Raw genomic sequence first — 18,274 nt, 5'->3', positions numbered from 1 at the left:
GAGGTGGTCCCGTTCATCCTGACTCCGGGCACCCGCACCAGCTACAACTAGTGTGTCACCCCCTCGTGCTTAGGAGGAACCCGTAAGGCCCTGCTCAGACCTATCTTCAGTGCGCTCTTGAATGACACGGATGTAGTTCCCCTGGTGAACCAATAAGGTCACCGGCGCTCTCTAACTTGGGGGCATGGTCTCAACCCACCCTTGGCGCGAACTGCGCGCCCTGCCCCATATCACCGTGGAGTGGGTTGAGCTGCCCGAAGGCGTCGATGCCCGCACCAACGGCGTCGACCGGATCCTCATAGACAAGTGGCTGCTGCAGGTCGAGCGCCGCTGCGCACTTGCCCACGAACTCCAGCACATCCGCATGGGGCACCGCGGCCACCAGAGCCTACGCATCGAGCTCGTGGTCCGGGTCATAGTGGCCCGCCGGCTCATTTCTCTCGAGGACCTGATCGCCGCGTACCGCTGGGCGGGGAACAACCTCTGGGAGATGGCCGACGAACTATGGGTTACGCCCGAGGTTCTCTGGGACCGACTCACTCACCTCGACGCAACGGAACGCGATGCCCTTCACACTCTTGACTGACCGCGACCAGAAAATGCTTCTCATGGCTGGCACCAACTACAAGCACCAGGGCGCCCGCGAGAACGCCATCACCAGCCTGTTCAACGTCACGCCCACGGCCTTCTACCAGCGAATCAACCAGCTGCTCGACCTCGAAGCCGCACTCGCGTGGAACCCGATGCTCATCGGTCGACTCCGGAACGCTCGGACGACCCGCCTGCACGCACGGCGGCCTCCGCGACTTGGCGTCAATTTCTAGCCATTCCTGAGAGTCAGATGACTATGCGCCCGCCATACCTCCAATATCTTGGGTCTTCCCTATCGAGTGTCTCGAGGTAGCCCACGATGTTTCTCCGCCAGCGCTGGCCCTCGGCATCGTCGAACTGCAATTCCACCCGCAGGAGACCATGAGCAAACTGTCGCGTCTCGCAGGTGAGAAAGCCACCTGGCTGCAACTGGTGCGCCACGCCGAATGCGGTATCTACGTCCTCGGAGCCTTCCCTGGCTCGGAAGATCACGGTCGCCTCGTACATCGGCTGCGTGCCCGTATTGTCGACTCTCGCCGTTATGCGAAGCCGTCCCTCGAAGTCTCGGTTGTTGGCTGTGTCGACGGTCAGGATTAGGCATGAAGCATCGTTGCGCCGTCTGCGGTAGCTCTCCCGCTGCTGCTCCTCGCGAAAAGTCTGCCTGTCGAGCGCAGAGGCCTTTCGTTCCTCCTCGAGGCGCTTGCCATCTCTACGAGCAAGCCAGAGGGCGACGAATACCGCGGCTACCGTCCCCACCGCACCTATTGCCGAGCCGATGGCACCCACCCATTCAGCCATTGAAGCTGAATCTGTTGCGCCTGGCGGGAGTGTTGAAAGCACTCGGAGATCTTACGGGAAGATCAGCCAAGTAGGTCAGCGGCGCTGGCGTCGGCGCCGATCGCGAGGTGCCCATAGGTGCCGACTGTAGTGGTGATGTTCTCGTGTCCGAGGCGCGCTTGGATGACAGGGAGAGGGACGCCGGCGGCGATGAGCCAGCTTGCGTGCGTGTGCCTCAGGTCGTGTGGCGTCGGAGCCTGGTCGAAGTACGGCTCGTCGTCGCGGGCGAGCAGCAGCTCCATAGCGGGCAGCCAATACACCCGCCGGAACAGATCATGCCGCAGCGGGTCGCCCTTCGTATTTTGGAAGACGAGGTCGTCAGGCCGGAGCCCGTGGAGCTGTTCCGCGACGGCCGGAGACAGCGAGCGCTGCAGCGCGACGGTGCGCCGGCTCTTCGGGCTCTTTGGGCCGCCGAGCTCGTAGCCCTTCTCGATCTTCTTCCATGCCCTGGTCACATGGACGACGTACCGCCCGTCATCGTGCTTGCGGAGGTCGCGTCGGCGGAGTGCGGTGGCCTCGCCGTAGCGCAGGCCGGACGCGGCGAAGAACCGGATGAGCGTGGCGTACCGCGGGTCAATCGTGTCAGCCAGCACCTCGACCTGACGCTTGCTCAGAAAGACTGGCTCTCGCGTCCGAACAACAGACTTGGGCCCGCGGATACCCTTGGCCACGTTCTCGGCGACGAGGCGGCCAGCCACCGCCGTCTCCAGCGACGCGGAGAGAAGCGCGTGGATGTTCTTCCGGGTCTTGTCCGCCACGCTCAGACCCTCGAACCAGGACAGGACCTGCGCGCGCCGGAGTCGGTCCACGGGGATGCTGCCCAGGTGCGGGTCGATGTGGTTCTCGAGGAGGCGGCGGTAGCGAAAGCGCGTCCCCGGCTCGATGCCGCTGATGCTGGCTATGTGGTCGGCGACGACGTCGCGCACCCGCGGGGCCGTGGATCGGAGGTCAGCTGCAGCCTCCGACGCGAGCGCGAAGGACTGCCCATTGGCGTTGAGGAAGTTCTTCAGCATCTCTGCAGCGGACGGATCATCGAAGGACTGCGAGCGCTGCTTGCGCGTCTCGGGGTCGCGCCACAGGACCTGGTGACGGGTCGATCCATCGGACCGGGTCTGGTGCTTGATGCTGGCCATAGACCGGAATAGTACGAGCCCGATCAACACTTTTGCCAACTTCATCAACACCAGCCCGGTCAATGTGCCTCTGACTAGGCGTTTTACTGTGCGCAAGAGGGGACTTGAACCCCTACGTCCGAAGACACTGGAACCTAAATCCAGCGCGTCTGCCAATTCCGCCACTCGCGCTCGGGCTGCTCCGCTGGAAGCGGCCCGTCCTTTCACTGTAACGCGAAAGCGGGCACCCTCCCGAGCCCTACCGGTCGATGCCGAGGTCCCGCCTGAGCTTCGCCACGTGGCCGGTGGCCTTGACGTTGTACTGCGCGAGGGCCACCGTCCCGTCGGGGTCGACGACCACGGTGGAACGGATGAGCCCGTCGTAGGTCTTGCCGTAGTTCTTCTTCTCGCCCCAGGCGCCGTAGGCGTCCGCGACCGCGTGGTCCGCGTCGGACAGGAGGGGGAACGTGAGGGACTCCTGCTCGGCGAAGGACGCCAGCTTGGCGACAGGGTCCGGCGAGATCCCTAGCACGCGGTACCCGGCCGCGTCGAGCGACGCGAGATTGTCGCGGAAGTCGCAGGCCTGGGTGGTGCAGCCGGGCGTGGCAGCAGCGGGGTAGAAGTACACGACGACGCTGCTGCCCCGCTGCGAGGACAGGGTCACCTCGTTGCCTTCGGCGTCGTTGAGCGTAAAGTCGGGGGCACTATCACCCGCGGCGAGTCGTTGCGACATGAATACTCCTTCAGGTTCGTTACTCGGCCGGAGCGGGATGCGCCCCCCGGATCGGCCTGTCCGGCCGGCTGGGAGGAATGGACCAACCCGCCTAGCTATCATAGGTGGAAGATCCGACGCCGACGGTGGCAGCCGGTCCTGCAAGCGAGAGGAAGTGCACTGTTTTATGCCCGATCTGGATCAATGGCCTACCGGTCGCCTGCTGACCACGGCAGCCCGCCTCGTCGAGCACGCCTGGAACGAGCGCCTGGTCGACATCGGGGTGACCCATGCCGGCGTGATCGCCCTGGGGGTCCTCGCGAACCAGGGCGCGATGACGCAGGCGAGCCTGGCGCAGATCGTGCGCGTGCAGGCGCAGACCATGGGCAAGACCCTCTCCCGCCTCGAATCCCGGGGACATGTGAGCCGCGTGCGCAATGACCTCGATCGCCGCTCCCATCTGGTCTCCATCTCGCCCGACGGACGGAAGGTGCTCGATGCCGCGGACGATATCGAGCGCACCCTGGTCGCGGGCGGTGGGCTCGTCTCCGACGAACTGCGGAACCACCTCCAGACGGTCATCCGGCAGTTGGGCGCTCCGCGATGGAACTGGGTGGCGCAGGATGACGCCGTGCAGGAGGACGCGGCGCTCGGTGAGTCCGGCGCTCCGGGGCCCGCTGCGACCGTCATCGGCTGATCTGCCCCGGAGCACGGCCACCCAACCAGGCCCTGGATCGAAGCCCCTTGCCATCCGGCGAGGGGCTTTTTGCGCGCATCGGGAGCGCTCCGGCGAGCTGCTGCCACTACTCCTCTCCTGAGGAAAAGGGAAGGCATTGCCCGGAATCGGACATTTCGGGACGATGGGTTGCGTACTAAGCAGGCTGATGTTTTGTTGGGAACCGTGAGTGCCCAACGCCAGACGGAGAACAGCATGCAGACGACTGCCGAGCACGAGGTGTCCGACGGAGGCCCCCGACGGGACGTCGCTGGGCAGGCGACCGCCACGTATCCGGAGCGGCCCCTCGCGGCGGCCCTGCAGGACGACATCGCCCTGCGGCACATGGACATCGCGGAATCCGTGGCACGGTCCTTCGCGGCCTCCGGTCCGGAGGCGTCCGACATCCGTCAGGTGGCCTACCTCGGACTCATCAAGGCCGTGCAGCGCTTCAACCCGGCGCGGGGCGTTCCGTTCGCGTCGTTCGCCGTACCGACGATCAACGGAGAGATCAAGCGCTACCTGCGGGACTCCTGCTGGGTGGTCCGGCCGCCGCGCGAGGTCCAGGACCTCCGGACGGAGATCGCCCGGGCAGCTCCCGCCATGGCCCAGCGGCTCGGCCGCGAGGCGACGGCACGCGAACTCGGGCTGGAACTGGGCTGGTCCGAGGACAAGATCCTGGAGGCGCAGGCGTCCCATTCCAGCCTGCGCCCCGACTCGCTCGATGCGCCCTTCGAGGGGCGCAGCTGGGCCGACACGCTCGCGAGCGACTCCAACGGCATGGAACGCAGTGACGACATGATCTCCCTGCGCAGCGCGGTCAACGAACTCGACAGCAGCGAGAAGGAACTCCTCTACCGCCGCTACTTCATGGAGCAGACACAGCAGGGCATCGGGAACGAGCTCGGGATGTCCCAGATGCAGGTCTCGCGGACCCTCGCGCGGATCCTGGTGAAGCTGCAGAAGAGGCTTCTCGCCGCGCCGGCGGCCCCGGAGCAGCGGCCCTCGCGGTCCGGTATCGCCTAGCAGAAGCGCCGGGCTGGCGCGCCGGGGGGACGCTCCTAGGCGATGCCGTGGTCGGCGGCGGCGGCCAGGACCTGCTCCACGGTGACGGCCATCAGGGCCGGATCCGGGGTGGGGGAGAAGGTCTCGCCGACGCGGAGCGACGCATCCGTCAGGACGGTGTGGGGTCCGGGCGGTGGCCCCCAGGAGGACACCGGCGCCGGCCCGAAGAGGATGACCGACGGTCTCGCATAGGCCGACGCGAGGTGGGCCGCCCCCGTGTCCGCGGAGATGACGAGGGACGCACCCGCGATCAGGCGTGCGAAGCGGTCGAGCGGAAGCTCCCCTGCCGCGACGGACTCCTCGGGCAGCCCTGCGGCGTCGGCGACCGCGAGGGCGCGCGGACGTTCCTTCCCGCTCCCCGTGAACACCACCCTGTGACCGGCTGCGGCCAGGGAACGCGCCACCGCGGCGAACCGCTCCACGGGCCAGAGGCGGCTGCCGTAGGCCGCCCCGACATGGATGACGACGGCGTCCGGGGCGGGACTCTCGCCGTCGGGTATCCGGAGGCGGCAGTCCAGCGGATCGGCAGGGACGCCGTGCCAGCTGACGAGCGAGGCCCAGCGCTCGCGTTCGAGGGCGTCGTTGTCCCACTCGGGACCGTCCCAGCCCGGTGAACGGTGTCCCATGCGGCGCCGTGCCCCGATCTCCTCGAGGCGTCCCCTGCTCTCCGCGCCGTTGCCGTGCAGGTTGACGGCCAGGTCGATCCGGCCGTGCTCGATCGGCAGCGGGTCGTCGAGACCGTGCGTGGGCAGCAGGTCGTCGACGGCGTCGGTGAGCGCCACGACAGGGCGGAGCCACTCCTGTGCCGCGTAGAGGATGCGGTGCTCTGGGAAGGCGCGGCGCAGTCCCCGGAGAGCCGGCACCGCGACGAGGAGGTCCCCGAGCTTCAGCGCCCGCAGGGCCAGGATCTCGGGGCGCCCGTCGGGCGGCGGTGTCGTGGCGGGGACTGTCGTGGCGGGGACCGTCGTGGCGGACGCCGCAGGGGTGGCTGGTGGGTGCTGCTGCGATGCGCGCTCGGCGCTCGTGGCACGGGAGCCCTCGGAAGTCATGCGAATCATCCTGCCAGAGGCAGGCGGGTGCCCGTCGTCGTCGCCCCGTCCAGGGCGCGCCCGGCGGTGCGGGGATCCCCGAGGAGAAGAAGTTCGGTGCGAAGTGTTTAGTACTGCTCCTTCCCGGGAACTAAGCCTGTATGCATACTTCGGCCGAACGATCGCGGACAGCCCCCCGGGCGGTCCTGTTCGACCGCGACGGGACCATCGTCGTGGACGTCCCGTACAACGGGGACCCGACCCTCGTGCGACCCATGCCGGGTGCCCGGGAGGTCCTCGACGGCCTCCGGTCGCGGGGGATCCCGGTCGGCGTCGTCACGAACCAGTCCGGCATCGCGCGCGGCTTCGTGACGCGCGGGCAGGTGGACGCCGTCAACGCCCGCGTGGAGGAACTGCTCGGGCCGTTCGACGTGTGGGAGGTGTGCCCGCACGGGGCGGCGGACGGATGCGCCTGCCGCAAACCGGGGCCCGGCATGATCGTGTCGGCCAGCGAGCGCCTCGGGCTCGACCCGTCCGAGGTGGCCGTCATCGGGGACATCGGAGCGGACATGGGCGCGGCAGAGGCCGCCGGCGCACGCGCGGTGCTGGTGCCGACGGACATTACGCTCGAGGACGAGATCCGCGCGGCCCCGGCCGTCGCGGGCGACCTGGCCGGGGCCGTCGCCTCCCTCTGGGCGGGTACCCCGTGAGGCGCCGCGTCCTGGTCGCCCGCCTCGACAGCGCCGGTGACGTGCTCCTGGCCGGGCCGGCCGTCCGCGCCATCGCCGCCGGCGACCACGGCGACTCGCCGAACGACGTCGTCATGCTGTGCGGACCGCAGGGCGCGGCAGCCGCACGGCTGCTGCCCGGCGTCGTCGACGTCGTCACCTGGTCCGCGCCCTGGATCGTGGATCCCGCCCCCGACCCGACGCCCGACCTCGTCGGTGAGCTCCACGACCGGGTCGTGGCGCTCGGTGTCGACGAGGCCGTGATCCTGACCTCGTTCCACCAGTCGCCCCTGCCGCTCGCGCTGCTGCTCCGCCTCGCCGGGGTGCGGCGCATCGCCGGAGCATCCGTCGACTACGCGGGATCGCTCCTCGACGTGCGGCTCAAGCCGGGGGAGGACTTCCCGGAGGACCAGCCGGAGGCCGAGCGTGCCCTCGGCATCGCGGAGGGCGCGGGGTACGCCCTGGCTCCCGGCGACGACGGCCGGCTCCAGGTCACCGACCTGGTCGACGCCGCGGACCTCGTGGGCCGCGGACCCTACGTCGTCGTCCACCCGGGGGCGTCCGTGCCCGCCCGGGCCTGGCCGCCCCTGCACCACGCGGCCGCCGTCGAACTCCTCACCGCCGCCGGGTTCCGGGTGGTCGTGACCGGCGGCCCGGACGAGACGGACCTGACCTCGACCGTCGCCGGCCCGGAGGCCCTGGACCTCGGCGGCCGGACGGACCTGGCCACACTGGGCTCCGTGCTCGCCGGGGCCACCGTCGTGATCACCGGCAACACCGGCCCTGCCCACCTCGCAGCCGCCGTCGGGACACCGGTGGTGTGCCTGTTCTCGCCCGTGGTGCCCGCGATCCGCTGGGCCCCGTACCGCGTGCCCGTCGAACTGCTCGGTGACCAGGACGCGGCCTGCGCCCTCAGCCGCGCCCGCATCTGTCCCGTCCAGGGCCATCCCTGCCTGTCCAACGTCTCGCCGGAGGACGTCGTCGACGCCGTCCTCCGCCTCAGTTCCGGAATATCGTCGCTCGGCTCGCGCCGCAGCATCGGCCGCACCGACGGCCGCAGAACAACGAGGGGAAACCGATGAGGATCCTGCTATGGCACGTCCACGGAGGATGGACCGACGCCTTCGTGAGGGGCACGCACACCTACCTGCTGCCCACCACGCCCGACGGCGGAGCATGGGGGCTGGGCCGCGCCGGCCGCGACTGGCCAGCCTCCGTCGTCGAGGTGGCCCCGCACGACCTGCGGGACGCCGACATCGACGTCGTGGTGCTGCAGAGGATCGAGGAGATCGCCGAATGCGAGCGGCTCCTCGGACGGACGCCGGGCCGGGACCTCCCCGCCGTCTTCCTCGAGCACAACACACCCCGGCGCGACATCGTCGGCACGGTGCATCCGCTGGCGGACCGGACGGACATACCGATCGTCCACGTCACGCACTTCAACGAGCTCTTCTGGGACAGCGGGATCGCGCGGACCCGGGTCATCGAGCACGGCATCGTCGATCCGGGCTACCTGTACACGGGTGAACTCGAGCAGCTCGCAGCGGTCATCAACGAACCCGTCCGGCGCGGCAGGATCACAGGCACGGACCTGCTCCCGCGGTTCGCGGGCGTGGCTCCGCTCGAGGTCTTCGGCATGGGGACGGACCGGCTCGCCGCCGCCCTCGACCTCGGTCCGGCGGAACTGCGGATCGGCGGGGACCTGGGCATGGCGGACCTGCACGCCCGGCTCGGCCGGTCGCGGGCCTACGTGCACCCGCTGCGGTGGACGTCCCTCGGACTCTCCCTCCTGGAAGCCATGCATGTCGGGCTGCCCGTGCTGGCGCTGGCGACCACGGAGGCGGCGCGCGCCGTGCCGCCCGAGGCAGGGGCGATCTCGACCTGCATCGACGACCTCGTGCGCATGGCGGCACGACTCATCGCGGACCCGGACGAGGCCCGCACACGGGGACTGGCTGCACGGGAAGCGGCACTCGCACGGTACGGGCTCGCCCGGTTCCTCGCCGACTGGGACGACGTCCTGGCGCAGGAACCGACGCGGCACCCGGTCCTGGCGGTAACAGAAAGGAAAGCGCAGTGAGGATATCGATGGTGTCTGAGCATGCAAGTCCACTCGCGGCCCTGGGGGGCGTGGACGCCGGCGGACAGAACGTGCACGTGGCCGAACTGTCCCTCGCGCTCGCCCGCCGCGGACACGAGGTCACGGTGTACACGCGCCGCGACGACCCTGCGCTGCCGGATCGCGTCCGGACCGACCCGAGGCTCGAGGTCGTGCACATCACGGCAGGCCCGGTGCGGATCGTCCCGAAGGACATGCTCCTGCCCTACATGGGCGAGCTCGCCGACGGCATCGTGGCGGACTGGGGCACCGAACCGCCGGACATCGTGCACGGACACTTCTGGATGTCGGGACTGGCCGCCCTGAACGCAGCCGGGCAGTCGCGTGCCGCCGGCCGCCCGGTGCAGGTCCTCCAGACCTTCCATGCGCTCGGCACGGTCAAGCGCCGCCACCAGGGGGCCGAGGACACCAGCCCCTCCGAGCGGCTCATGCTGGAGACGATGGTGGGCCGCAGCGCCGACCGGATCGTCGCGACCTGCTCGGACGAGGTCTTCGAGCTCAAGGCGATGGGCGTACCCGGCAGCCGCGTGTCGATCGCGCCCTGCGGCGTGGACCTCGAACTGTTCACCCCGCACGGACCCGTCGAGGACCGCGGGCAGCCGCACAGGATCGTCAGCGTGGGCAGGCTCGTCCCGCGCAAGGGCATGGACCTCGCCATCCGCTCCCTGCATGAACTCGCCGTGATGGGCCGCGACGACGTCGAACTCGTCATCGTCGGTGGAGCGGGCAACTCGACCGGACTCGAGGACGACCCCGAGGCGCAGCGGCTCCGCGCGCTGGCCGTCGAACTCGGCGTCGCCGACCGGGTGGTGCTCCGGGGCCAGGTCTCCCGCGCCGAGATGCCCGCGGTCCTCCGGAGCGCCGATGCCGTCGTGTGCGCGCCGTGGTACGAGCCGTTCGGCATCGTCCCGCTCGAGGCGATGGCGTGCGGCGTCCCGGTCATCGCGGCTGCCGTCGGGGGCCTGGTGGACACCGTGGTGGACGGCAAGACCGGTCTCCATGTCCCCCCGCAGGACCCGGCGGCCATCGCCGCCGCCATCGCCGACATGGTGGGCGATCCCGAGTGGGCGCGCGAACTGGGCGACAACGGCTACCGCCGCGTGAAGGCCCGCTACTCGTGGAGCCGGATCGCCGCCGACACCGAGAAGGCCTACCAGACGGCCCTGGGCGCCGCAGCACCCGTCCAGCAGACCCCAGCGCGGCGGAGTGCCGCGCGTCGACTCGAAAGCACGGGAGGCAGGGCACTGTGACCACGCATTTCTCCGACGTATACACCGGCGCGCGCACCGATCCGGCCATACCGGCCCGGGGTGCGGGTACTCCCGCCCCGACCGCCGCAGGCACACTGGACCAGGTCCAGGTGGACTCCCGGCGCCTCGTCCTGGACCACCTGCGGGCGGTCACCCCCGCAGTGGAGTCCCTCGTCCAGAACGCGGGCACGCTCGCCGGCTGGGGCGTGGAGATGGCCGGCCGCCTGCTGGCCGGGCAACGCCTCCTCGCAGCCGGCAACGGCGGCTCGGCCGCCGAGGCGCAGCACCTCACCGCGGAACTGGTGGGCCGGTTCGACGGCGAGCGCGAGCCGTTCTCGGCGATCTCCCTGCACGCCGAGAGCTCGGCCGTCACGGCCATCGCGAACGACTACGGTTTCGACCGGATGTTCGCCCGGCAGGTGAGCGCCCATGGCCGCCCCGGCGACATCCTGATGCTCCTGAGCACGAGCGGCAAGAGCCCCAACCTGCTGCACGCCGTGGAGGCCGCGAGATCGGCCGGCATCACGACCTGGGCCCTCACGGGGGTGGGCCCCAACCCGTTGACCGAGTGCGTGGACGACTACGTGGCGATCGATGCGGCGTCGGCCAACGCGCAGGAGGGCCACCTGATCGCGCTGCACGCCATCTGCCGGGCCTTCGACGCCGAGGTCCGCCGCTACCGGGAGGCCCAGCGATGAGGATCGTGGTGGTCGGGGACGTCCTGCTCGACACGGACCTCTCGGGCGGCGCCGGCCGGCTCTCACCCGACGCGCCCGTCCCCGTCGTCGACGTCGACGCGGTCCAGCGCCGTGCGGGAGGAGCGGGTCTCGTGGCCCGCATGCTGCAGGCGGACGGGTACGACGCCGTCCTGGTCACCGTCCTCGGCGAGGACGACGCCGCAGGCCTGCTGCGCGCCGAACTCGACGGCGTGACCGTTGTCGCCGGCCCCTCCGGGGCGCCCACGCCGGTGAAGACACGCGTGCGCGCCTCGGGCCAGCCCGTGGTGCGTTTCGACGAGGGCTGCGCGAAGCCACCCCTCCCGGGCTGCACGGCGGACATGCTCGCGGCGCTCGACGGCGCCGACGCGATCATCGCGGCGGACTACGGCCGCGGTCTCCTCGCCAACGACACACTGCGCGCCCGCCTCGAGGCGCTGGCCGCCTCGGTGCCCGTCGTGTGGGACCCGCATCCCGCCGGCGCGCAACCGGTCCCGGGAGTCGCCGCGGTGACGCCGAACATCGGGGAGGCACTCCGCTTCGCCGAGGTCGAGGGCTCCGGCACGCAGGCCGCCGCCGCGGCCGCCGACGTCCTGCTCCGGACCTGGGGGAGCCGGGCGGTCCTCGTCACGATGGGGGAGCACGGCGCCCTCGTGGCGGCGGCCGGCCTGCTGCCCCAGGTGGTGCCCGCACCGCGCGTCACCGCGTCCGACCCGTGCGGGGCGGGTGACCGCTTCGCGTCCGCGCTCGCCGTCGGGCTCGCAGGCGGAGCCGCGATCGACGTCGCCGCACAGCAGGCGACCGAAGCAGCGGCACACTTCCTCGCCTCGGGAGGTGTCGGCGCGATGGGCCGCAGCCGCGAGGAGGCGCCCGAGCAGTTGCCCGTCGACGGCCTCGACGCACTCATGGTGGCCCGCCGGACGCGGGAATCGGGTGGCACGGTGGTCGCGACCGGCGGGTGCTTCGATCTCCTGCACGCCGGCCACGCCCGCACACTCGCGGCGGCCCGACGGCTCGGGGACTGCCTGATCGTCTGCCTCAACTCCGACGAGTCGGTGCGGGGGCTGAAGGGCGAGCACCGGCCGATCATCAAGCAGGAGGACCGCGCCGAGCTGCTCGCCGCACTCGAGTGCGTCGACGCCGTGCTCGTCTTCGGTGAGTCCACACCGGAGAACGCCATCTCGCGCCTCCAGCCGGACATCTGGGTCAAGGGCGGCGACTACGCGGCGGAGGACCTCCCCGAGGCCGCCCTCGTGAGCAGTTGGGGCGGCAGGACGGTCACCGTCCCGTACATCCCGGCACGCTCCACCACCAAACTTGCAGCCGCGCTGGCACGCGTCGGCTGACGGGCTGCAGATCCGTGCTCGGCCTGATTGCGCCGGGCGCACGCAACGAAAGGAACAGCATGACTGAGAACGCAACCACCACTCCGGGGACCAGCGGCTACAACCCGGGACGGGTCCTGGTGACGGGCGGGGGCTCGGGCCTCGGCGCGGCCATCGTCCAGGGCGTCATCGCCGCCGGCGGCACCCCGGTGGTGCTCGACCGCGACATCAGCCGCGTCACGGGCGTCAAGGCCTTCGAGGTCGACGTCGCGGATCGTGCGGCCGTCGAGGCAGCCGTCCGGGAGGCCGCCGAGACGATGGACGGCCTGGACGCCGTCGTCACCGCGGCGGGCATCGACCGGTGCGGGGCGCTCGACACCGTCCCGGCCGACCAGTGGGAGAAGGTGATCGGCGTGAACCTGATGGGCACGGCCTCCACAGCCCGCGCCGCCCTGCCGTACCTGAAGGAGTCGCACGGCCGCGTGGTCACGATCGCCTCGACGCTCGGCATCAAGGCCGTGGGCGACGCGACGGCCTACTGCGCCTCCAAGTTCGGGGTGATGGGCTTCTCGCAGGCCCTCGCCGCCGAGACCGCCGGCCAGATCGGCGTCACGACGATCATCCCCGGCGGCATGAAGACGCGTTTCTTCGACGACCGCGACGAGCAGTACAAGCCGCAGGACGATTCACGCCTCAACGACCCCGAGCGGGTCGCCGAGGCGATCCTCTTCGCGCTCTCGCAGCCCAAGAGCTGCGAGATCCGCGAGATGGTCATCGCCCACGCAGAAGAAGGCTCGTGGCCCTGAGTTCGGCCACGTCCGGATAGACGACGGCGGGCTGGACGGCCGCGACGAACGAGTCATCGTGCTCGCATCGCTCGGCCGTCCAGCCCACCTGCGTGACGTCCACGCCGCACACCGGGCACCGCGTCACCCAGGAGAAGTGGACGCGGTGCAGGGTGCGTCCCATCGCCCCCGCGTTGATGACGTTACCGATCCAGTAGACGCCGACGGTCGGCGTGCCGACGGCCTGCGCGAGGTGCCGGGGGCCGCTGTCGTTGCCGACCATCACGGCGCTGCGATCCAGGACCCCGGTCAGCTCGCCCAGCGACAGCTGTCCGGCGAGCGACCTCACATCGGCCGCCGGGTCCTGCTCGAGCGCCAGGCGTACGATCTCCTCGGCCGCCGGGACGTCCGTCCCGTCACCCACGACCAGCACCTCGCAGCCGTCCGCCGCTGCGCGCACCGCGACCTCGGCGAACGACGACGACGGCCACCTCCTGCGCGGGTCGGTGGCACCCGGGTGCAGTGCGACCACGGCGCCCTCCCCGGTCAGCCGGGCCGCCCGTTCGACCTCCTGCGGCAGCACCTGGATCCTCGGTTCCAGATCGGTCGGCACCGCCCCGGCCAGGCCGACGACCTCGAGGGCGCGGAACACCTCGTGCTGGTAGTAGACGTACGGGATCGTGCGTTCCAGCCCGACGGCGTCGGGCGTCCGGGTACCGACGGTGTGCCGTGCCTGAAGGCGCAGCAGGAACGGATTGGAGTTGCGCCCGCCGCCGTGGAGCTGGACCGCCAGGTCGAAGGACCCGCGGACCCCGTCGAAGAACCGCTCGACCGCGTCCGGATCCTCGGCACCGGGACGGACCCCGGGGAAGACCGGCAGCTCCAGGACCGCGGACACCGGTCCCGGCCTGCCCTCGAGCAGCGCGGCGTGACCGGGCATGCCCAGCAGCGTGATCTCGGCCTCCGGATAGCGGTTCTTGAGCGCGGCGATGGCCGGCATCGCGAACATGAGATCGCCGAGGCCGCCACCCCGCAGGACGGCGATCCGCCGGATGTCCCGGAACGGGGCGAGCACGGGGCCCACCGACCTCGCCGTGTCGTGCCGTCCGCCGAAATCCGCCGTCGTGTCCTGCTGCATCGGATTCTTCCCCGTTCCTGTCCCTGCCGGCCCATGGCCGTCCGCTTCCGTGGCAGCGCGGGCGCACGCCGGCTGTTCCCCACCTCTACACAGCGCTGCTCCCGCTGTCCATCGGCCGGTGCCGGGAAGCGCGGCCCGCCGCTGCTTCTCCCGCCACATTATGCTAAGCGTGCTGATGGATGCGCCGGGCGCAGAAATCGGCCGACGGCGTGTGTGAACACGCGGGAGCGGGGTACGGGACCACTAGCCGCGTGGTGGAACGAGCTGCGGCGGTACACGACATCAAGGAGCGCAATGTCCATCAACTCCCAGGCACATATCGTGCTTGATGTGCAGGACGACACGTCCCTCACCATCCTCGATCCCCGGGACGGCAGCGAGGTGGGGACCCTGCCCTGCGCCGTCCGCGAGCAGGTCTCCCTCGCGGTCTCGCTGGCCCGCTCCGTGCAGCCCGAATGGGCGGCCACGAGCCCGGCCGATCGCGGTGCGGCCCTGCGCCGTGCGGCCTCCGCGCTGCGGGACGGCGCGCAGGAACTGGCGGAACTGAACACCCGGGAGACGGGCAAGCCGCTGGCGGATGCGCTCGGCGGCATCGAGGCCGGCATCTCCACCCTCGAGCAGTACGCGGAACTCGGCCCGGTCCACCGTGGCCTGAGCCTGCGGGGAGCCGTGACGGCCACGGACTACACCGTCGCGGAACCGCGCGGCGTCGCGGCGCTCCTGACTCCCTGGAACGACCCGGTGGCGGTTGCCGCCGGACTCATCGGCGCTGCCCTCGTGACGGGCAACACGGTTCTCCACAAGCCCAGCGAACGGTGCCCGCACGTGGGTGAGCTGCTCGGGCGGCTGCTGCAGCCGGCCTTCCCGGACGGTGTCCTCACGACGTTGACCGGTGGCGCCGAGGTGGGCCAGATGATCACGATGGAGGCGGACGTGGACGTCTTCGCCCACGTCGGCTCGAGCGCCACCGGCTCCCGGATCGCCCGCGCCGCGGTCCTCACGGGCGCGCACGTGATCCGCGAGAACGGCGGCAACGACCCGCTGATCGTGGACGCCGACGTCGACCCGGTCTGGGCGGCGGGCCAGGCGGCGCTCGGAGCCTTCGCCAACGCGGGCCAGATCTGCACCTCGGTGGAGCGCATCTACGTCCATCGGGCCATCGCGGAACCCTTCCTGGCGGCCCTCACCCTCGAGGCCCGGCAGCGCAACGGGAGCGGGACCTTCCCGCCGCTCGTGGACCGGCGCATGCGCGAGTCCGTCGACGCGCAGGTCGGCGAGGCCGTCAGCCTCGGTGCCGAGCGCCTCGAGGGTGGAGTCGTGCCCGCGGGCCCCGGATCGCACTACCCCGCGACGGTGCTCGCGGGCTGCACGGAGACCATGACGATCATGGCGGAGGAGACCTTCGGACCCGTTGCGCCCGTGACCGTGGTGGACAGCTTCGACGAGGGGCTGCGCCTCGCGGCGGCGGGTCCCTACGGGCTCGCCGCATCGGTCCTCACCGGCAGCATCGCGCACGCGCAGCGGGCGATCGCCGGGCTGTCGGTCGGCACCGTCAAGGTGAATGCGGTGTTCGGCGGTGCACCCGGCGGCTCCGCGCAGCCCCGCGGCATCAGTGGGGCCGGCTTCGGCTACGGACCCGAACTGCTCGACGAATTCGCCCTCGTGAAGGTGGTCCACATCAGCGCTCCACCGCAGGACGGCGCCTGATGGGTGACGGGCTGCAGGACCACCCCGAGGGCGGCCGCGACGGAGCCGATCTGTCGGACGTGCGCGGGCTCGCCGCGTGGGTGCCCGCCGCGATCGCCGACCGTGCCCCGCACGTCACCGTGGTCGGGGACGCGATGCTCGACGGCTGGTGGAGTGGCACGATCGAACGCTTCTGCCGTGAGGCCCCCGCCCCCGTCGTGGACATCACCCGACGGGACTACGCCGCCGGCGGTGCCGCCAACACGGCGATGAATCTCGCCGCACTCGGGGCGAGGGTGCGGATGTGCGGGCTGATCGGCACGGACGACGCCGGACGGCGCCTCCGCACCATCCTGGACGACGCCGGGGTGGACACCACCGACCTCGTGCAGGACCCCCGCGTCGGCACCACCACGAAGTACCGGATCCTCGGCGGTGACCAGGTCATGCTCAGGATCGACGACACCCCCGAGCAGCTGTCCGCGGCAGCCGTCACCGCGTTCGCCGCACGGATCCCCGGCGCCGTCGCCGGGGCGGATGCCGTCGTCGTCTGCGACTACGGGTCCGGCGCCCTCGGCGAGGAGGTGCGCGTGGCGCTCGGCCGTGCGTCGAGCATCGACCCGGGCACCCTCGTGGTCGTGGACGCCCACGACACCGCGGGCTGGGCCGTGCTCGGACCGGACATCGTCACGCCCAACGCCCAGGAGGCCGCGCAGGTCCTGGCGACGCGCCTCGATCCGCGGTCCGACAGGGCCGCGACGGTGACGGAGCGGCGCCGGGAGCTCCTCGCGGCGACGAACGCGGCAGCCGTCGTCGTGACCCTCGACCGCGACGGCACGGTGCTGCTCGGGCAGGACGGCGAGGAGCACCGGACGTGGGCCAAACCCGCGACCGAGAAGCAGGCGTCCGGCGCGGGCGACACCTTCGTCGCCAGCCTCACCGCCGCCCGCGCGGCAGGCCTGCCGCTCACCACCAGCCTGGACCTGGCCCAGGCCGCGGCCGACGTCGTCGTCCACCGGCCCGGGACCTCCGTGTGCACGACCGCAGACCTCACCGGGCACCTGCAGCAGTTCGCGGACACCGCGCTGGCCACCGCGGACCTGCTCAGGAAGGTGGAGGAGGACCGCGCCGCCGGCCGCCGCATCGTCCTGACCAACGGCTGCTTCGACGTGCTGCACCGGGGGCACACGCGCTACCTCAACCAGGCGAAGCAACTCGGCGACGTCCTCGTGGTCGCACTCAACGACGACGACGGCGTCCGTCGGCTCAAGGGTCCCGACCGGCCGATCAACCCCATCGCCGACCGGGCGGGCATCATCGCGTCCCTGAGCTGCGTCGACTACGTCACCGTGTTCGGGACGGACACGCTGGTCCCCCTGATCGAGCTGCTGAAGCCCGACGTGTACGCGAAGGGCGGCGACTACACCGCCCAGATGCTCGAGGAGACCCCGGCCGTGGAGGCCTGCGGCGGACGGGTCAGCATCCTGGACTACGTGCCGGAACGGTCCACCGCCGCCGTGGTGCGGAAGATCCGGTCCACCCGGCTCGCGGGGGATATGCCGTGACCAGGCGCTGGTCGGGGGAGTGGGCACTGGATGTTCCGGGAGACGATCCCGTCGTCGACGTGCTCATCCCCTCCTTCGGCCGGCCCGCGGAACTGGCCGTCACGCTGTCGGGGCTCGCCGCGCAGGAGGGTGTGCCGTTCCGCGTGATCGTGAGCGACCAGACCGAGGGAGAGGCGGAGTCCTTCCTCCAGCCCGCCGTGAGCGCGATGGTCCGGGTGCTCCGGGCGCAGGGGCGGGAAGTGCACCTCGAACGCCACCTGCCGCGCAGGGGGCTGGCGGAGCACCGGCACTACCTGCTGGACCTGGCCGGCGCTCCGTTCGTCCTGTTCCTCGACAACGATGTCTGGCTCGAGCCCGGCTCGCTGGACCGTATGTACCGGGCGCTGCGGGCGGCCGGGTGCGGATTCGTCGGATCAGCGGTCCAGGGCCTGTCCTACCTCCCGGACTCCAGGCCGCACGAGCGCTCCGGGCTGTCCCTGTGGCCGGGCGACGAGGTGTCGCCCGAGCGCATCCACCCGGGCTCGGAGGGCTTTGCCCGCTGGCCGCTGCACAACGCCGCGAACCTGGCGCACGCCGCAGCCGAGCTCGCGATCCCGCCGGGCGAATGGCGCCTCTACCGCGTCGCCTGGGTCGGAGGATGCGTGCTGTTCGACCGCGCGGCACTCGTCGAGTGCGGGGGATTCGACTTCTGGGACCAGCTCCCACCCGGGCACGCGGGCGAGGACGTCGCCGCCCAGTGGCGCGTGATGGAACGCTACGGCGGAGCAGGCATCATCCCCTCGGGGGCCGTGCACCTCGAGGCGCCCACCACGGTGACCGACCGTGCCATAGACGCTGCCCACGTGATCCTGGGCCAGTGACGGTGCTCCCGCACCGGGAGCACGTGCAAGGGAACCGAACCG

General features: G+C 71.0%; 19 protein-coding genes and 1 tRNA gene. 14 read left to right on the top strand and 6 right to left on the bottom strand.

Annotation, left to right across the window (positions count from 1 at the left end; genetic code table 11):
• The first annotated feature begins 184 nt into the window (after positions 1-184).
• Complete coding sequence (locus tag AC0Z9V_RS03980) at positions 185-586, top strand: ImmA/IrrE family metallo-endopeptidase (protein WP_485140770.1); 402 nt, start codon at positions 185-187, stop codon at positions 584-586.
• Between the two features lie 22 nt (positions 587-608).
• Positions 609-824: a DUF3263 domain-containing protein gene (locus AC0Z9V_RS03975; RefSeq protein WP_485140769.1), complete on the top strand. Its 216-nt coding sequence runs from the start codon at positions 609-611 to the stop codon at positions 822-824.
• A gap of 13 nt (positions 825-837) precedes the next feature.
• On the opposite strand, the gene AC0Z9V_RS03970 is transcribed toward AC0Z9V_RS03975, so the two are convergent.
• The 4 genes from AC0Z9V_RS03970 to bcp form a co-directional block, all read right to left on the bottom strand.
• On the bottom strand, positions 838-1,389 hold the full coding sequence (locus AC0Z9V_RS03970; RefSeq protein WP_485140768.1) for a hypothetical protein: 552 nt from the start codon (positions 1,387-1,389) through the stop codon (positions 838-840).
• 62 nt (positions 1,390-1,451) lie between these two features.
• Positions 1,452-2,561 carry a tyrosine-type recombinase/integrase gene (locus tag AC0Z9V_RS03965; RefSeq protein WP_485140767.1) on the bottom strand — a complete coding sequence of 370 codons (1,110 nt, stop codon included), beginning with the start codon at positions 2,559-2,561 and terminating at the stop codon, positions 1,452-1,454.
• 89 nt (positions 2,562-2,650) lie between these two features.
• Positions 2,651-2,732: transfer RNA gene (locus AC0Z9V_RS03960), tRNA-Leu, on the bottom strand.
• Positions 2,733-2,799: 67 nt separating this feature from the next.
• Positions 2,800-3,273: a thioredoxin-dependent thiol peroxidase gene (gene bcp / locus AC0Z9V_RS03955; protein ID WP_485140766.1), complete on the bottom strand. Its 474-nt coding sequence runs from the start codon at positions 3,271-3,273 to the stop codon at positions 2,800-2,802.
• Positions 3,274-3,439: 166 nt separating this feature from the next.
• Here bcp and AC0Z9V_RS03950 point away from each other — a divergent pair, with 166 nt between their 5' ends.
• Together AC0Z9V_RS03950 and AC0Z9V_RS03945 are read left to right on the top strand one after the other, a co-directional pair.
• Positions 3,440-3,949, top strand: coding sequence for a MarR family winged helix-turn-helix transcriptional regulator (locus tag AC0Z9V_RS03950; RefSeq protein ID WP_485140765.1), 510 nt, complete (start codon positions 3,440-3,442; stop codon positions 3,947-3,949).
• A 234-nt stretch (positions 3,950-4,183) separates the two neighbouring features.
• The gene (locus AC0Z9V_RS03945; RefSeq protein WP_485140764.1) at positions 4,184-4,993 is read left to right on the top strand and encodes a sigma-70 family RNA polymerase sigma factor; all 810 of its coding nucleotides are present in this window, start codon (positions 4,184-4,186) and stop codon (positions 4,991-4,993) included.
• 35 nt (positions 4,994-5,028) lie between these two features.
• On the opposite strand, the gene AC0Z9V_RS03940 is transcribed toward AC0Z9V_RS03945, so the two are convergent.
• Complete coding sequence (locus AC0Z9V_RS03940; protein ID WP_485140763.1) at positions 5,029-6,081, bottom strand: glycosyltransferase family 9 protein; 1,053 nt, start codon at positions 6,079-6,081, stop codon at positions 5,029-5,031.
• Positions 6,082-6,221: 140 nt separating this feature from the next.
• Here AC0Z9V_RS03940 and AC0Z9V_RS03935 point away from each other — a divergent pair, with 140 nt between their 5' ends.
• The 7 genes from AC0Z9V_RS03935 to AC0Z9V_RS03905 all read left to right on the top strand — a co-directional run bounded on the left by AC0Z9V_RS03935 (position 6,222) and on the right by AC0Z9V_RS03905 (position 13,004).
• Positions 6,222-6,770, top strand: a complete 549-nt coding sequence (locus AC0Z9V_RS03935; RefSeq protein WP_459268658.1) for a D-glycero-alpha-D-manno-heptose-1,7-bisphosphate 7-phosphatase — start codon at positions 6,222-6,224, stop codon at positions 6,768-6,770.
• Positions 6,767-7,870 (top strand): glycosyltransferase family 9 protein, encoded by a 1,104-nt coding sequence (locus AC0Z9V_RS03930; RefSeq protein WP_485140762.1) that lies wholly within the window; start codon positions 6,767-6,769, stop codon positions 7,868-7,870. The genes AC0Z9V_RS03935 and AC0Z9V_RS03930 overlap by 4 nt, the downstream gene beginning before the upstream one ends.
• Entirely contained in the window at positions 7,867-8,868 is a 1,002-nt protein-coding gene (locus AC0Z9V_RS03925; protein ID WP_485140761.1) for a glycosyltransferase, read from the top strand. Before AC0Z9V_RS03930 ends, AC0Z9V_RS03925 begins: the two co-directional genes overlap by 4 nt.
• Positions 8,865-10,157 (top strand): glycosyltransferase, encoded by a 1,293-nt coding sequence (locus AC0Z9V_RS03920; protein ID WP_485140760.1) that lies wholly within the window; start codon positions 8,865-8,867, stop codon positions 10,155-10,157. Before AC0Z9V_RS03925 ends, AC0Z9V_RS03920 begins: the two co-directional genes overlap by 4 nt.
• A 95-nt stretch (positions 10,158-10,252) precedes the next feature.
• Positions 10,253-10,855, top strand: coding sequence for a D-sedoheptulose-7-phosphate isomerase (locus AC0Z9V_RS03915; RefSeq protein ID WP_133081028.1), 603 nt, complete (start codon positions 10,253-10,255; stop codon positions 10,853-10,855).
• Positions 10,852-12,219, top strand: coding sequence for a D-glycero-beta-D-manno-heptose 1-phosphate adenylyltransferase (gene rfaE2 / locus AC0Z9V_RS03910; RefSeq protein WP_485140759.1), 1,368 nt, complete (start codon positions 10,852-10,854; stop codon positions 12,217-12,219). The genes AC0Z9V_RS03915 and rfaE2 overlap by 4 nt, the downstream gene beginning before the upstream one ends.
• A 59-nt stretch (positions 12,220-12,278) precedes the next feature.
• The gene (locus AC0Z9V_RS03905; protein WP_459268663.1) at positions 12,279-13,004 is read left to right on the top strand and encodes an SDR family oxidoreductase; all 726 of its coding nucleotides are present in this window, start codon (positions 12,279-12,281) and stop codon (positions 13,002-13,004) included.
• Here AC0Z9V_RS03905 and AC0Z9V_RS03900 read toward each other — a convergent pair.
• A complete protein-coding gene (locus tag AC0Z9V_RS03900) occupies positions 12,970-14,121 on the bottom strand; it encodes a glycosyltransferase family 9 protein (RefSeq protein ID WP_485140758.1) in 1,152 nt (383 codons plus the stop codon). The two genes, AC0Z9V_RS03905 and AC0Z9V_RS03900, sit on opposite strands and share 35 nt — an antisense overlap.
• Before the next feature lie 294 nt (positions 14,122-14,415).
• Here AC0Z9V_RS03900 and AC0Z9V_RS03895 point away from each other — a divergent pair, with 294 nt between their 5' ends.
• Genes AC0Z9V_RS03895 through AC0Z9V_RS03885 form a run of 3 tightly spaced genes read left to right on the top strand, consistent with a single transcriptional unit; the run spans position 14,416 to position 18,232 of the window.
• Complete coding sequence (locus tag AC0Z9V_RS03895) at positions 14,416-15,828, top strand: aldehyde dehydrogenase family protein (protein WP_485140757.1); 1,413 nt, start codon at positions 14,416-14,418, stop codon at positions 15,826-15,828.
• A complete protein-coding gene (locus AC0Z9V_RS03890) occupies positions 15,828-17,372 on the top strand; it encodes a PfkB family carbohydrate kinase (protein ID WP_485140756.1) in 1,545 nt (514 codons plus the stop codon). Before AC0Z9V_RS03895 ends, AC0Z9V_RS03890 begins: the two co-directional genes overlap by 1 nt.
• A complete protein-coding gene (locus tag AC0Z9V_RS03885) occupies positions 17,369-18,232 on the top strand; it encodes a glycosyltransferase family 2 protein (RefSeq protein WP_485140755.1) in 864 nt (287 codons plus the stop codon). The genes AC0Z9V_RS03890 and AC0Z9V_RS03885 overlap by 4 nt, the downstream gene beginning before the upstream one ends.
• Positions 18,233-18,274: the final 42 nt, after the last annotated feature.

It is taken from the genome of Arthrobacter sp. UYP4, from assembly GCF_057291175.1.
This window is presented reverse-complemented; position numbering and strand designations above follow the sequence as displayed.

Bases quoted from the DNA above. Each gene is read 5' to 3' on its own strand.
- AC0Z9V_RS03980 (WP_485140770.1), top strand. From the start codon at position 185: ATGGTCTCAACCCACCCTTGGCGCGAACTGCGCGCCCTGCCCCATATC.
- AC0Z9V_RS03975 (WP_485140769.1), top strand. From the start codon at position 609: ATGGCTGGCACCAACTACAAGCACCAGGGCGCCCGCGAGAACGCCATC.
- AC0Z9V_RS03970 (WP_485140768.1), bottom strand. From the start codon at position 1,389: ATGGCTGAATGGGTGGGTGCCATCGGCTCGGCAATAGGTGCGGTGGGG.
- AC0Z9V_RS03965 (WP_485140767.1), bottom strand. From the start codon at position 2,561: ATGGCCAGCATCAAGCACCAGACCCGGTCCGATGGATCGACCCGTCAC.
- bcp (WP_485140766.1), bottom strand. From the start codon at position 3,273: ATGTCGCAACGACTCGCCGCGGGTGATAGTGCCCCCGACTTTACGCTC.
- AC0Z9V_RS03950 (WP_485140765.1), top strand. From the start codon at position 3,440: ATGCCCGATCTGGATCAATGGCCTACCGGTCGCCTGCTGACCACGGCA.
- AC0Z9V_RS03945 (WP_485140764.1), top strand. From the start codon at position 4,184: ATGCAGACGACTGCCGAGCACGAGGTGTCCGACGGAGGCCCCCGACGG.
- AC0Z9V_RS03940 (WP_485140763.1), bottom strand. From the start codon at position 6,081: ATGACTTCCGAGGGCTCCCGTGCCACGAGCGCCGAGCGCGCATCGCAG.
- AC0Z9V_RS03935 (WP_459268658.1), top strand. From the start codon at position 6,222: ATGCATACTTCGGCCGAACGATCGCGGACAGCCCCCCGGGCGGTCCTG.
- AC0Z9V_RS03925 (WP_485140761.1), top strand. From the start codon at position 7,867: ATGAGGATCCTGCTATGGCACGTCCACGGAGGATGGACCGACGCCTTC.
- rfaE2 (WP_485140759.1), top strand. From the start codon at position 10,852: ATGAGGATCGTGGTGGTCGGGGACGTCCTGCTCGACACGGACCTCTCG.
- AC0Z9V_RS03905 (WP_459268663.1), top strand. From the start codon at position 12,279: ATGACTGAGAACGCAACCACCACTCCGGGGACCAGCGGCTACAACCCG.
- AC0Z9V_RS03900 (WP_485140758.1), bottom strand. From the start codon at position 14,121: ATGCAGCAGGACACGACGGCGGATTTCGGCGGACGGCACGACACGGCG.
- AC0Z9V_RS03895 (WP_485140757.1), top strand. From the start codon at position 14,416: ATGTCCATCAACTCCCAGGCACATATCGTGCTTGATGTGCAGGACGAC.
- AC0Z9V_RS03890 (WP_485140756.1), top strand. From the start codon at position 15,828: ATGGGTGACGGGCTGCAGGACCACCCCGAGGGCGGCCGCGACGGAGCC.